Consider the following 13,537-nt stretch of genomic DNA (forward strand, 5'->3'; position numbering starts at 1 on the left):
CGAGGCGCGTAGATCATTGCGTTATTTGGAACCAGGCGCCATATGCCTTACCACTACATACCCCGGCATCATTGCTGTTGCTGTAGCATTTGGGCGATTCCGGTGCCGATACTCGCCGCCCCACCAAGACTCCAGCCACCGTCCACTGGCAGTACCGCACCGCTGATATAGCTAGCCAAACTTGAACTTAGAAACACGCTGGCATCGGCGATATCACGACTGCGCCCCAGCCGCCTCAACGGCACCGTGGTAGCGATTTTGCTGCGCATAGCCTCCCCCGGCGCCAGACGTTCCATACCCTCGGTCCCCTCAATGGGCCCCGGTATAATTGAATTAACCCGAATACCTTCCCCCCCCCACTCAATGCACAGGGTTCGGGTTATCATATCGACACCCGCCTTAGCGGCACACACGTGCACCTGACCGGCCATAGCCAATTGAGCTTGGGGCGCTGATATATTGATGACCGAAGCGCCGGGCTTGCGCAAATACGGGTATACCGCACTCATAACATGAAAGGTGCCCTTGAGGTCGATATCCACTACCGCGCCAAAACCATTGTCCGACAGGCCGCTGGCCAAGGCAGGGAAATTCCCGGCGGCTCCCGACACGACAATGTCCAGTGCGCCCCAGCGGGCGTGCAGCTGCCGTACGGACTCTCTAAGCATATCGCCCTCACGGACATCCACGCTGAAGCCACACGCATCCTGTGCCCCCAGATCCTCCAAGGCGGCAACGGTGCTATCGATCTTCTCTTGCGATCGCCCCATAACACATACACTGCAGCCAAGCCCCGCAAACCGCTCGGCAATACCGCGACATATACCGCTGGTACCGCCCACCACAAGCACCGTTTTACCGGCGAAGTCTCCGTTAAAATTCATGCTTTCCCCTCAGCGATGTTCTTAATAATTCCTTGCGCCTCTGCTCCGGCAAGGCAACGGGCAAATACCTCGAGCTCTCGTTCGATGACTTTATCCACCGGCCAGCCAACAACCTCGTCGATAAGAGCCTTACTTTGACGCAGTGCCGCCGGTGGTAATGCATTCAACCTCTTGCATACAACGCCGACCTCAGTGTCCAGCCGCTCGCGCGGAAATACACCGTTTAACAAGCCGTAATCCTGCGCCGCCGCTGCATCAAATCGCTCTCCGAGCAGAAGTAATTCGCGCGCTCTTGCCTCACCAACCCTTCGCACCAGCAAAGTGCTGGATGCAAACTCGGGGCACAGCCCCAACTGAATAAACGGCAGCTGAAAATAGGCATCATCGGCGGCGTAAACCATATCGCAGTGCAACAGAAGTGTGGTGCCAATACCAATCGCCAGACCATTAACCTCTGCTACGATAGGCTGAGGCAGGTGGCGCAGCGCCATCATAAACTGCACTACGGGCAACTCTTTGCTCAACCCTTGATCTGCATCCTCGGTCGAACGCAGGAAGTCGGCAAGATCGTTGCCTGCGCTAAAACTGTCACCACAACCGGTCAGCCGCACCACACGCACACACTCTTGTTGGGCGGCCCATTGCAGGGAATCCGCCAAAGACTGGTACATCGCCTGAGACAAGGCATTTTTTTGTGCGGGCCGATTTAACTGTAAAGACAAAATGCCATCAATCAGGTCTACTCTGACCTGAGCGCATGGCGTAAAAGGCAAGTTCATTCGTACTCTCCCTACATATTGGTTTCACTGCAAAACCCAAAATACTCAGTTTGTGGTGCACTACGCTTTTGAGTGTAGCTTAGGTCTTTTACACAACCATAACTCAAACCGGGTAAGCCTATAACTATTCAGCCCCATTCGCGGCATTGAGAAAAGCCGCAAGCGGCGCGGGCGTGATACAATCCACGGTTTTCCAATCTAACTGTTAGAGTCGTATGAACATCCGAGAATTACTGAGCGAAAAGGTCAAATCTGCCATGCTGGCCGCCGGCATCCCCGACGAGTGCCAGCCCATGGTCGCACCCTCCAAAAAAGCCGGCTTTGGTGATTATCAAGCCAATGGCGCCATGGGGGCAGCGAAAAAGATGGGCAGCAACCCACGAGAATTGGCTGCGAAAATTGTCGCTCAGCTGGCGCTCGATGGCATAGCGGAACAGGTTGAAATTGCCGGCCCCGGATTTATTAACATTCATCTCGATAGCCAGTGGCTCAGTACACAACTGGGCAACGCGGAGCGCGACGATGCACTGGCCATTAAGCCTGCGACCACACCGCAAACCATTGTAGTGGATTACTCATCGCCTAATCTTGCCAAAGAGATGCATGTAGGACATCTGCGCTCTAGTATTATTGGTGATGCGCTGGTGCGCATTCTCAGTCGTCTTGGCCACAATGTCATACGGCAAAATCACGTCGGCGACTGGGGCACACAATTCGGTATGCTAATTGCCGAGCTCGAAGAGCAGCTCAGCGAAAGCGACAGTGCCGGTATGGCATTGTCCGATCTGGAGGTATTCTATCAACAAGCCAAGGCGCATTTCGACCGCGACAGCGCGTTTGCTGATAAGGCGCGTAACTACGTGGTAAAACTGCAATCGGGCGATGCCAAAGTGCTGGCGCTGTGGCAGGAGTTCAAACGCGTATCTCTGGAGCACAGCTCAGAAATCTATCGCAAGCTAAACGTGACCTTAACCGATGATGACGTTTGCGGCGAAAGTTTTTATAACGACGACTTAGCGCCATTAGTCGGCGAGCTGCAGGCTCAGGGACTGTGTCAGGAAGATCAGGGCGCGCAGGTGGTCTTTTTGCCAGAGCTGGCCGACAAGGAAGGCAATCCGTCACCGGTGATTATACAAAAACAGGGGGGCGGGTTTCTTTACGCCACGACAGATCTTGCCGCCATCCGTTACCGCGCTAACAATTTAAAGGCCGAGCGTATATTATATTTTATTGATGCTCGGCAATCACTGCACATGCAGCAGGTATTCACTCTCGCCAGGAAAGCGGGCTTCGTTGCGGACTCGATCAGTCTAGAGCATCACGCCTTCGGCACCATGATGGGTTCTGACGGCAAACCCTTCAAAACCCGCTCCGGTGGCACGGTCAAACTTGCCGCCTTGCTGGATGAAGCGATTGAACGGGCCAATGCAGTGATCACGGCCAAGAACCCTGAACTCGCCGACACCACTGATATTGCACGCAAGGTAGGTATTGGGGCGGTCAAGTACGCCGACCTGTGTAAAACCCGTACCAACGATTACGTGTTTAACTGGGACACCATGCTGAGCTTTGAGGGTAACACTGCGCCTTACTTGCAATACGCTTATACCCGGGTACAGAGCATTTTCCGCAAGGCCGATATTGACCCGAACACACTCAGTGGGCCGGTTGAGATTGCCTCCGAGCAAGAAAAATCTCTTGCTATTAAGCTGCTGCAGTTTGGCGAAATTTTGGCGCAAGTTGCCGATGACGCAATGCCGCATATCTTGTGTACTTACCTGTATGACGTCGCGAGTTTGTATATGCGATTCTATGAAGCTTGCCCAATTCTTAAGTCGGACGTGGAGCCCGGCACCCGAGATAGCCGCCTGCGTATATGTCACGCCGTTGCACGTACGCTGGAAACGGGATTGGACATGCTGGGTATCGAAGTCTCCGAGCGAATGTAAGCTAAACTGGGTGGGCGCATGTGTGTTCGCCCGGCACTCTCAACTTGGTAAGCTGAACCAGTACCTTTAAACATCGAATCACTGGCTGGACGTTCATGCCCTACCGCCAACTGCCCCACTACTTTTTACTCTACCTCGGTGCCCTGGTGGCATTGGGGCCTGTGGCTATGGACGCCTATTTGCCGGCGCTACCGACGATGTCAGAAAAACTCGGGGTGTCTATTGCAACGCTGAGTACATCGGTCAGTACCTTTTTGGTCGGGTTTGCCCTGGGTCAGCTCTTGGGTGGTCCTATTTCTGATCAGGTAGGCCGCAAGCCAGTATGCCTATTCGGTACCGTTTTATTTATCGCCACCAGTGCGGCCATATCGGCTTCAGAATCGGCCTCCGCGATAAACTTGCTGCGCTTTACGCAAGCCTTTGGTGGAGGCTTCGCCTCAATAACCGCGATGGCGCAAGTGCGTGACGCCTACCCTGCCGAAGAGATTGGCAGCCGTTTCGCGACGGTTATGATGGTCATGATGATCGCTCCGGTCATTGCCCCGATCATAGGTACCGGTTTGCTCTACTTAGGCTGGCAAGCCATTTTTATTTTCCAAGTAGTTTACGCCGTTAGCTTGCTGGCCGTTATGCATCAGGCAATACCTGAAACATTACAGCATCAAAAAACGCCATTATCGCTGCCCAGAATTTTCTACCAATACACAGCTATTGTCATGCACCGCACCCACGGACATTACCTGGCTGCGCTGTTTGCGCTCAGCATGGGTAGCACCGCAGGTATTTTGCTGATTTTTGTCACCCATGCATCTTTTACCTACATGACGTACTTCGGGGTGGGTGAGGGTGTTTTCTCAATTTTATTTGGTTTAAATGCGATAGGTTTAATCATTGCCAACGGCTTGAGTTCACGCCTACTTAAGTTTTGTAACCCGCTGCGAGTATTTCAAAACGTGGTTATTCTTCAGACATTGGCGACTGTTTTAATGGCCGTATTGATTTACACAAATACACTGTCGCTCGCAATGGCTGTGCCACTAATTGTATTTATTGTCAGTTGCGTGGGCGTATCTAACCCCGCTGGCGCCGCTCGTTTTATGGCCATGTTTGCACCTCAGCAAGGCGGTAGCGCTGCCGCAATACAACTTGTGGCCATGTTCGTTTTGGGTTCTGTGATGGGCGCTTTGGCCAGCGTATGGCACGATGGCAGCCTCAAGCCCATGGTTAACACCATGCTCATTTGCGCTTTCATCAGTACTGCGCTGTTATTGCCGCTGCGTAAACTGCGCGACACCTATAGTGGCAACTCATAAAAATAGTAGCAACGCATAAAAAAGGCCGCGACAAATGCGGCCTTATACTTGCGCAGCGAAGTTCTGTTTAATTTCGCGTTTTATCTAAACCCTTACGTAAAGCTTTAGTCCAACTTCTGATAAAGCGTTTAGCATCCGCCATATTGCTGGCGCGATTGGTCCACTCCAGATACATGTCATCGCGATCTTCCTTGTGGTCGACAACGCGGGCAATGATTTCTCCACTGGCTGCATCGTAAGCTTCCAGGAATAATGTCATTTCACCCGAGCTTGTGGTGTAGGTTCGCACCATACCGGTCTCGTTTAAATCCGGTGCCGTTATATCAAGGTCAATGATTGACGGACGCAGTTCCAACACCGGAGCATCGCCTTGTGCCCCATCTACAAGCGTATAGGGTGGCTCTTCCAGCAGGGACTGCTGGAAATACTCATCGCAAACTGCAGCGAGACGGTCTTGCAACATTTGCATGTCTTCCTCTGTTACACGCGAACGTCCAAAGTCACGCCCCGTGTTCTGGTCGCGCATCCAATTCGCCCGAAAGGCCACACTGCACGGCTGCAAAGCAAAAACTTGGTAATCGGATATATTCACGCCGGGCTTAACGTAAACCTGATCCAAATCCCGGTCTTCCACCAGCTGTAAGCCATCATGAGACACCGGTGGTGGTGGCGTTGCACAGCCGGCAATACAAAGCGAAAGTGTTATAGCGGTAGTAATCGAAAGCAATTTCATAGCTAGCTCCTAGCAGCTGAAGATATCCCCCGACAACATTAGTGCGAACTGGACAAAAGCTCAACCCGCAAAGTGTAAATTACCGTGACAGAAGTTGATCCATGCGCCGCAATTGCATAATCAATGAGTCCGCCGGGATACTCAGAGCACGAAAATACTCTTCCGCCATGGGGGCAATGGCGCTATTTACAGGTAAATTGTCACCCTGCCCGAGCAACTGATGCAATTTAGGTATAAATATAAATTGCAACCACTGGGTAAAGGTCAGTGTATCTATAGCGAAGGGTTGTACACTGGCCAAAGCCCTCGCCGGAGGTGGCTGACTTTGCCAAAGCTGTAAGTCCCTCATGCTCGCTTCTATATCCATTAAAACTTCAGCGACCGCGATATGTGTGTCGGAACTATTCATTTTACCCTAAGTTGCAATGGTTCTTTTAAACGGTGGCAGTGAGTCCAATATGGCTTTGCCATAACGCTTGGTCACGACCCGCCGATCCAGCAAGGTAATACGTCCGGTATCTCCCTCGGTACGCAGCAAACGTCCGCATGCCTGAATGAGCTTTAGGGACGCATCGGGTATGGTAATTTGCATAAATGCGTTGCCACCGCGCGATTCAATCCACTCAGATACCGCCGCCTCAATAGGATCGTCTGGTACGGCGAAAGGTAACTTCGCTATGACAACGTGGGCGCAGTAATCACCGGGCAGGTCTACACCTTCGGCGAAGCTGGCCAACCCAAACAATACACTGCCCTCGCCGCGATCTATGCGCTTTTTGTGCTCGACCAACATCTCCTGCTTCGACGCCTCTCCCTGCACTTGTATTTTGTGGCGCCAAGGCTCAGGCATTTCATCAAATACATCGAGCATCTGTCGACGCGAAGAGAACAGGACAAGAGAGCCTTCTTCCGCCTGTAATATTTGAGGTAACTGGTCAATCACCGCCGCGGTGTGGGCCTTGCTGTCGCCAGCATCTACCGCAGCGGCAGGCACTATCAGCTCCCCCTGAGCAAAGTCAAAAGGACTTGGCACCACAGCATAGCGGCTATTATCCGGCGTCCCGGCGCGCATTTTAAAGCGCTCAAAATTACCCAGGGCGGTTAAGGTTGCGGAGGTCACTACGGCGCCGTAAGCCTGATTCCACAAGCTAAACTCGAGCGTGCGCGCCGCCAAAATTGGACTGGAACACACCTCAATATCGTAATTCCCGCTAAAGTCGACAAGCGTTAACCAGCGCGCGCGCGGCACGCTGCTCTCGGCATCGGTGCGCGAGTAACTGAGCCACAGCTCGGCACTGGCCTCCGCCCGCGACTGCCATGCTCCGACCACGGGGTAATTATTCTCAAGGTCCACTTTGGGTACAGGGCAATGGGCGTCCTCCATGGCCTCGTTAATTTCACTGGTAATTTTACTCAGCAAATCGCTCAACCGATCGAAGCTGGCGTGCAGTTGTTCAGCCTGCGCGCGTATACCATCGGGAACTTTGCCGTTCTCAAAACGATAGTGGCTAGAGCGACGCTCGCGGCTGTCATCGGTCACGCTCTGAATCAGCTCATCGAGAGCCGGATATAGCATGTCGAGCTCGCGTTTGCACTCGATAAACTGACCGGGCAATTGCTCGCCAAAATGGTCCACACGGCCGGCACCGCCGATCTGTCCAAGCACGGTGGATAAACTCTTGTTGCACTGCTCTAACCAGCGGCTGGTGGACAACATGCGCGCATGGTGCGCAAAGTGATTCAAGGCTTTATCGGGTAGGTGATGGCCCTCATCAAACACATAAATTGTGTCTTCGGGGTCCGGTAGGATAGCACCGCCGCCGAGAGCTAAGTCTGCCAGCACCAAATCGTGATTGGTAACGATGCAGTCGGCGGTATGCAGCGCATCCCGCGCCTTGAAAAAGCTGCAGGCTGACACATTAGAGCAACGCCTGCCAGTACATTGGCGATGATCGGTTGTCACGCGTTGCCAGTCGGCGCTGTCCAGTGAACCGGGCCAGGTGTCGCGTTCACCGTCCCATTTATTGGCCGCCAGAGCGTCCATCATGGATTCATACAAACGAATACCTTGCTCATCAACACTGGGCAATTCATCTTCATACAGTGCTCGCGTAGGATCGGCGGTGCTGGCAAATTCGCTCATCAAATTGTCGAGCTTGGACAAACACAAATAGCGCCCGCGCCCTTTCGCCAACGCGAAACTGAAAGACAAATCCGAATGATTGCGTAGTTCGGGTAGGTCCTTGTGAACGATCTGTTCCTGAAGTGCGACCGTAGCGGTCGACACCACCAGCTTTTTCCCTAAAGCCTTAGCAATAATAATACTCGGCAATAGGTAGGCGATTGTTTTACCTGTTCCCGTACCGGCTTCAACCACACATATATGGCCGTCGCCATTGCGTATACCTTCGGCATCTGAACTAATAGCGCCGAGTGTCCGCGCTATTTCCGCTATCATTAGTTTTTGCCCATGGCGAGGCCCCAGCTCACGGGAAGCTAAAAACGCCGAATAGCTTTGCTGAATATCGCGCTTGATATCATCGGTTAGCATTGATTAAGGCCGAGCCTTGAGTTTGTTGCGCACCGGATTTGCATACATTTCCAGCACAATATCCCGGTACTCAGAAGGCACGGAACCCACGCGCAAATCAAACGCTGCGCGCTCTTCACGCACATTGCCAGGCTCAAAAGGTACATTTTTGTCGGAATACGGCAGCGAGCGCGCCTCCTCACCTTCTGCATCGAAGGCAAAACAGTTGCTTGCGTGCAATACATATTGAGCCCATATTTGACGATCTATTTCCGCAGCCACGGCATCGGTATCCGCATATTCACCGCTAAGCGCAGAGCCGAACGCTACGTGAACATGGCCCTTTTGCCCGGCAATTCCTTTGGCAATGCTTTGCACATCTTCCTGATCCCCTTTTTCGTAGCGGCCGGTGGTGCGCTGCGCAAACAATTCATGTGCCTTAGCCGCGTCGCAGGGATCTTGCTCATAGGATATGGATACCGGAACGATTTTTAAGGAGCGCACATACTCGGAGAAATCTTGAGCCTTGGGACGATTTAACATCAACATACCAATCACCGCTGTATTGGTCAGGTCATTGCCATCTTTAGCACGCCCCTCGCGTTGCGCAATCCATATATTGGCTTTGTCCTCGGTCAGAGAATGGTGGATATAAGCCGATAATTTTTTCGCTGCTTTGAGCTTTTCTCGGGGCGCTTTGGCAGAGCGGTTAACGATAAAACTTTTATTGAGTCGCATCAGGTCAGAGACATAAGGCTTGGTCAGCAAATTGTCGCCAATGGCAATTCTCAACGTCTGAAAGCCCGCATGATAAATGCTCCAGTTTACAAAAGCCGGGTCCATCGCAATATCGCGGTGGTTGCTGATAAACAGGTAGCCCCCGTTGGGGTCGAGCTGATCGAGACCGGAGCTGGTAAGTCGAGTGGTCGTGGTTTCGATCATGTGGCGCATGTATTTCTCAACAACCTGCTGAAACTTATCTACACTGTCTACCGCAGCCAACTGCCTTTTCATGACATTTTTCACGATAGGCCGCAAAATGAACCCTAAAGGTCCAGCCAAATGTGGAAATTTTAATTTGGCCACCGCATCGGCAAGCTCCGGGTCATTAAGAATACGGTCCAGGGCGGGACGAACTTCGTCGTCGTGGTAAGGTCGAATATCGTCAAAATCAGTCATGAGTAGGTTCACAGAATCAAATGCATGGACGTCGCAGCGCCGGTCCATGTCAGTATTCAGGACATGCTTGAGCCAGTATGGCTGTCAGCGTAAACAGGCGCACAACATACCCAAAAGAGGTGGAAAATGCCACTCGCAGCCCCCAATTACTGTCCATGCGGTTCAACGGTAGCAGCCTCTCAATGCTGTTCCCGCTTTATTTACCAAGGTCAGGCCGCCTCTACCGCACTCGAGCTTATGCGATCGCGCTACAGTGGCCACGTCTGTGGAGCCATAGAATACCTGTGGGAAACGTGGAGCGAGTCCACGCGCCATCGCACATCAATCGCCGCTATTCGCGAATGGGCCACCAGTTGTGAATGGCTGGGGCTGGAAATTTTAGATTGGCAGGGTGGCGGGCATAGTGACAGTCAGGGCACAGTAACCTTTAGCGCTACCTACCGTATCGGCCAGCAAACCCACCGCCACCTGGAAAAGTCAGCGTTCTGCCGCGAAAACGGTTTTTGGCGTTATTTCGATCATTGCGCTTAAAACATCTCCATTGTGTGAAGCATATGATGTTTTTCACGCCAAATAGCAGTACACTTTAACCTGCTACCGTGGGACTCAAGCTCAAGTATGAAAATTCTGCTAGTTGAAGACAGCGCGACTTTGCGCCATGCCATGAGCCAGTATATTGTCGATGCTGGTCATACCCCGCTGGTCGCAGAAAGTGGCGAGCAGGCGCTGCAGTTACTTGAAGATAATCCCGTGGACATGATTATCATGGATGTGGAGATGCCCGGACTCAACGGCTTTGAAACAACCGCACTCATTCGCGAGTGGCTGGGCGACCACTGGATTCCCATTGTCTTTGTCACGGGCATGAGCGAGGACGAAGACTACCGTCAGGGCATTGAGGCCGGCGGTGACGATTATCTTATCAAGCCAGTCAGTAAAATGATCATCACGGCTAAAATTCGCGCCATGGAGCGGATTGCCGATATGCGCGATCAGCTCAACCGGCTCAATAGCGAGCTAGAAGCCATCAGCCAGCTCGACAGTCTCACGCAAATTTACAACCGCCGCACATTCAATGAGCAAGCCCTTAAGCAGTGGTTGCTGGCGAGTCGTCAGAATACCTGTATTAGCGCACTCATGATCGATGTAGATCATTTCAAACTCTACAATGACCATTACGGTCATCCGGCTGGTGACGCGTGCCTGAAAGAGGTTACCGCCGCCATTGAACAGTGCCTAAATCGACCCTACGACCTACTTGGACGGTATGGCGGTGAAGAATTTGTTGTACTCTTGCCGGAAACCAACAAAGAGGGAATCGCCAACATTAGTCAACGTATTCGTCGCTCTCTGGCCGATCGCCAGGTAGCCCACGATGTCTCCCCCACCTCCGACACGGTGACGGTTTCCATTGGCGGAGCCTGTTGCCTGCAGACGACCGGGCACACCCTGGAGGGGCTAATCAAAGCGGCCGATCGTGCTCTTTACCGCGCCAAACATTCAGGCCGCGATCAATTCAGTATTGACGAAATGGCTTCACACCGCACGGTGGTGGTGGCCCATTCAGATTTGAAAATTCAGCAACAGGCTTGCACTCAACTGCAACAACACTACAACCTGATAACAGCGGACTCCGCCGATGAGGCATTGGAACTGTCACTGACAATAAGGCCCGACTTAATAGTGTTAGGGCCTGAGCTGGCCGACCACCAGGGACGCTATCTAAGCGATCGACTCGCCACGGCCAAGCGCACCCGTTCAACACCGCAACTATTTTTGGGACAACCGCAGGGCGAAGGGCTCGACGCCAAACCCTGCGTCGCACTGCCGCTACAACAGGATGACCTGATAAAAGTCGCGGGGCAGCTTCTCAGCGCCTAAGCCGGTGGTTGAACCCACCCACCCACCCTGATTCAGCTTAAAGTGTGCGCAACGAGTTGTACCAATTGACATCGCGCGCGTATTTATCCACCTGATCCACCACATCCAGCACCAGTGCAAACAGTGCCATACGCACCAATACACCGTTATCGGCCTGACGAAAAATCGCTAAATTCGGATTGTGATTGAGGTCGTTATCTAACTCGTTGGCCTCTGCCCTCGAGTCCCTGGGCAGGGGGTGCATGATGACTGTATTGGGCTCGCAATACTGAGTGTAAATTGATTGGTTCAAGCGAAACCGTCCGCGGTACACATCCGCCTCTGCTTTGGAGGCAAATCGCTCCTCCTGAATGCGGGTTGAGTAGGCAATATCGACGTTCGTGATACTCTGAGTCAGATCTTCGGTGACCACCACAGTGTGCCCTGCGGTACGCATCTCTTCAACGATATGCTCTGGCATTGCCAGCTCTGTCGGTGATACCAAAGTGATGTGAACATCACTGAACAGTCGCAGCAACTTGCATAGCGAGTGCACCGTTCGGCCAAATTTCAGATCCCCAATCAGAGCGATACGCAAACCGTCAATGCCACGGTTTTTCGATCCAAGCTCCTTGCGAATGGTGTAAAGATCCAACAGAGCCTGACTGGGATGCTCATTGGCACCATCACCGCCGTTCAGTACCGGTACGCGGCTGGCCTCGGCAAACTCAGCTACTGAACCCTCCGCCGGGTGGCGCATGCAGATAACATCCGAGAAACCCGATAACACACGAGCGGTGTCGTAAAGGGACTCACCCTTGGCGATGGCAGAGCTTTCAAAGCCGGTCGTCTCGCGCACCTCACCGCCAAGTAGATTAAACGCACAGCCAAAACTGATCCGTGTGCGGGTACTCGGCTCAAAAAACATATTGCCCAGAATTGCCCCCTCTAAAACCCGGGTGACTTTGCGACGCAACGCATAGGGAGCCATGGCGTCGGCCACTTGAAAAATACGTTCAATATCGGCGCGCTCGAACTGTTCGACGGAGAGAATATGTGAACCTGTCAATATCACGATAATTCCTTGCTGTCTGCGGTGGGGAAAGTGGCGCTATTTTAGGCTCTGAAGCGCTATTTGAATAGATGTGACAATCCCGATTTACCCTCAAATCAGGTAATCTTTCCAGTCACAACACGATCGATTAGATTGCGGGCCGGCCTGGGCTTTGGCGCAAAAAAAGTCATAGGATTGTTGCATCTGGACGCCAGACCCGCTATTAGTACTTATAAAGGAGAGAGGTTCAGGGTGTAAGTCAACTTGCCGAATCGAAAAAAAAGCTATATAAACCCGAACCTTAGCCGATAACACTGAGGCGTTACCGTCACTCAAGGAAAACCAGTGCCCGATCATCCAGACACATTGGCCAAATTTGCCGAGGCTGACACGGCCTTTAAAATTCTCGAAAGTCAGTGCTTGCGCTGGAGCGCGCCGGTGCTGTTCAGTGACCCGTTCGAGCTCAACCACCGCACGGCTCTCGCCTTTGACCCACAGACGCTCCTACAGAGCGTCATCCGTGCCGCCTGTGGCATGATATTCGCGCGCGAGGAACCTCGCGGTGCATCACCCCTTGCCACCGTTATTAGGCGCTGGCGCGATGAAGAGCGTTTTGGCTCGCCGGAAGAAGCCGAGGAAGTGTTAAGCGAGTTAATGGCGCGGATGGTTGATCAGCGCCAGGATGAAATCGATGAGCTGATGGGTGATTGGCGCCTCTATACCCGCAGCTTACGGATATGCAGTTTCAGCGCCAAGGTGGACAATCTCACAGCCTGGCAATATTTTGCCAATGAGCACCGAGGCGCCGCATTTAAATTTCAGTGCGGCGACGACACACCGCTGCGTCACCCTCAGGCTGTGCGTTACAATCTGGCGCGGCCAGAGATAACCTCTCTGAAAGAGCAGCTTAATGTCGTTCTGTACAATGAAAAGCTGCGCTCGCAGGAGTTTTTCGAAGATAAATTTTTAGTCAAGCAGCCCAGCGCCAAAAATGAATCCGAATGGCGTTGCCTTATGAATGTGAACGCTGAGGAGTCGGCTAAAAGTACCGATGAATCACTCTGGTACTCAGACGTAAAATTTGCGCCCGAGCACTTGCGCTCTGTTTATCTGGGAGCGTTTATGCCGGTGGCAACAAAGAAAAAGCTGGTCGAGTTGGTTACAGAAAAATACCCAGAAACCAAAATCTTTCAGGCCGAAGCAACCCCCGGCAAGTATGAGATTGGCTTTTCTAGGGTGACGTTAAAAAATTAACC

General features: G+C 52.5%; 12 protein-coding genes. 5 read left to right on the forward strand and 7 right to left on the reverse strand.

The window, feature by feature from the left end:
• Positions 1-68: 68 nt before the first annotated feature.
• Complete coding sequence (locus QWI17_RS20710) at positions 69-884, reverse strand: SDR family oxidoreductase (RefSeq protein ID WP_302724429.1); 816 nt, start codon at positions 882-884, stop codon at positions 69-71.
• Entirely contained in the window at positions 881-1,663 is a 783-nt protein-coding gene (locus QWI17_RS20715) for an enoyl-CoA hydratase (protein WP_302724430.1), read from the reverse strand. The genes QWI17_RS20710 and QWI17_RS20715 overlap by 4 nt, the downstream gene beginning before the upstream one ends.
• Positions 1,664-1,878: 215 nt before the next feature.
• Here QWI17_RS20715 and argS point away from each other — a divergent pair, with 215 nt between their 5' ends.
• Both argS and QWI17_RS20725 read left to right on the forward strand, forming a co-directional pair.
• Entirely contained in the window at positions 1,879-3,612 is a 1,734-nt protein-coding gene (argS, locus tag QWI17_RS20720; RefSeq protein ID WP_302724431.1) for an arginine--tRNA ligase, read from the forward strand.
• Positions 3,613-3,707: 95 nt separating this feature from the next.
• Positions 3,708-4,925 (forward strand): multidrug effflux MFS transporter, encoded by a 1,218-nt coding sequence (locus QWI17_RS20725; RefSeq protein ID WP_302724432.1) that lies wholly within the window; start codon positions 3,708-3,710, stop codon positions 4,923-4,925.
• A 67-nt stretch (positions 4,926-4,992) separates the two neighbouring features.
• Here QWI17_RS20725 and QWI17_RS20730 read toward each other — a convergent pair whose 3' ends face one another.
• The 4 genes from QWI17_RS20730 to QWI17_RS20745 form a co-directional block, all read right to left on the reverse strand.
• Positions 4,993-5,658, reverse strand: a complete 666-nt coding sequence (locus QWI17_RS20730) for a DUF3313 family protein (protein WP_302724433.1) — start codon at positions 5,656-5,658, stop codon at positions 4,993-4,995.
• A 79-nt stretch (positions 5,659-5,737) separates the two neighbouring features.
• A complete protein-coding gene (locus tag QWI17_RS20735) occupies positions 5,738-6,067 on the reverse strand; it encodes a YqcC family protein (RefSeq protein ID WP_302724434.1) in 330 nt (109 codons plus the stop codon).
• 6 nt (positions 6,068-6,073) lie between these two features.
• Positions 6,074-8,209 (reverse strand): ATP-dependent DNA helicase DinG, encoded by a 2,136-nt coding sequence (gene dinG / locus QWI17_RS20740; RefSeq protein ID WP_302724435.1) that lies wholly within the window; start codon positions 8,207-8,209, stop codon positions 6,074-6,076.
• 3 nt (positions 8,210-8,212) lie between these two features.
• On the reverse strand, positions 8,213-9,367 hold the full coding sequence (locus QWI17_RS20745; protein ID WP_302724436.1) for a 1-acyl-sn-glycerol-3-phosphate acyltransferase: 1,155 nt from the start codon (positions 9,365-9,367) through the stop codon (positions 8,213-8,215).
• A gap of 126 nt (positions 9,368-9,493) precedes the next feature.
• Between QWI17_RS20745 and QWI17_RS20750 the strand changes: the two genes are divergently transcribed.
• On the forward strand, positions 9,494-9,898 hold the full coding sequence (locus tag QWI17_RS20750) for a YchJ family protein (RefSeq protein ID WP_302724437.1): 405 nt from the start codon (positions 9,494-9,496) through the stop codon (positions 9,896-9,898).
• 87 nt (positions 9,899-9,985) lie between these two features.
• The gene (locus tag QWI17_RS20755) at positions 9,986-11,248 is read left to right on the forward strand and encodes a diguanylate cyclase domain-containing protein (RefSeq protein ID WP_302724438.1); all 1,263 of its coding nucleotides are present in this window, start codon (positions 9,986-9,988) and stop codon (positions 11,246-11,248) included.
• A gap of 37 nt (positions 11,249-11,285) precedes the next feature.
• Here the strand turns inward: QWI17_RS20755 and QWI17_RS20760 are convergent, their stop codons facing one another.
• Complete coding sequence (locus QWI17_RS20760) at positions 11,286-12,302, reverse strand: aspartate carbamoyltransferase (RefSeq protein ID WP_302724439.1); 1,017 nt, start codon at positions 12,300-12,302, stop codon at positions 11,286-11,288.
• 324 nt (positions 12,303-12,626) lie between these two features.
• On the opposite strand from QWI17_RS20760, the gene QWI17_RS20765 reads away from it, so the two are divergent.
• Positions 12,627-13,535 carry a DUF2971 domain-containing protein gene (locus QWI17_RS20765; RefSeq protein ID WP_302724440.1) on the forward strand — a complete coding sequence of 303 codons (909 nt, stop codon included), beginning with the start codon at positions 12,627-12,629 and terminating at the stop codon, positions 13,533-13,535.
• The last annotated feature ends 2 nt before the right edge of the window (positions 13,536-13,537 follow it).

The organism is Gilvimarinus gilvus (genome assembly GCF_030518155.1).
In the GTDB taxonomy this organism is placed as follows: Bacteria; Pseudomonadota; Gammaproteobacteria; order Pseudomonadales; family Cellvibrionaceae; genus Gilvimarinus; species Gilvimarinus gilvus.

Bases quoted from the DNA above. Each gene is read 5' to 3' on its own strand.
- QWI17_RS20710 (WP_302724429.1), bottom strand. From the start codon at position 884: ATGAATTTTAACGGAGACTTCGCCGGTAAAACGGTGCTTGTGGTGGGC.
- QWI17_RS20715 (WP_302724430.1), bottom strand. From the start codon at position 1,663: ATGAACTTGCCTTTTACGCCATGCGCTCAGGTCAGAGTAGACCTGATT.
- argS (WP_302724431.1), top strand. From the start codon at position 1,879: ATGAACATCCGAGAATTACTGAGCGAAAAGGTCAAATCTGCCATGCTG.
- QWI17_RS20725 (WP_302724432.1), top strand. From the start codon at position 3,708: ATGCCCTACCGCCAACTGCCCCACTACTTTTTACTCTACCTCGGTGCC.
- QWI17_RS20730 (WP_302724433.1), bottom strand. From the start codon at position 5,658: ATGAAATTGCTTTCGATTACTACCGCTATAACACTTTCGCTTTGTATT.
- QWI17_RS20735 (WP_302724434.1), bottom strand. From the start codon at position 6,067: ATGAATAGTTCCGACACACATATCGCGGTCGCTGAAGTTTTAATGGAT.
- dinG (WP_302724435.1), bottom strand. From the start codon at position 8,209: ATGCTAACCGATGATATCAAGCGCGATATTCAGCAAAGCTATTCGGCG.
- QWI17_RS20745 (WP_302724436.1), bottom strand. From the start codon at position 9,367: ATGACTGATTTTGACGATATTCGACCTTACCACGACGACGAAGTTCGT.
- QWI17_RS20750 (WP_302724437.1), top strand. From the start codon at position 9,494: ATGCCACTCGCAGCCCCCAATTACTGTCCATGCGGTTCAACGGTAGCA.
- QWI17_RS20755 (WP_302724438.1), top strand. From the start codon at position 9,986: ATGAAAATTCTGCTAGTTGAAGACAGCGCGACTTTGCGCCATGCCATG.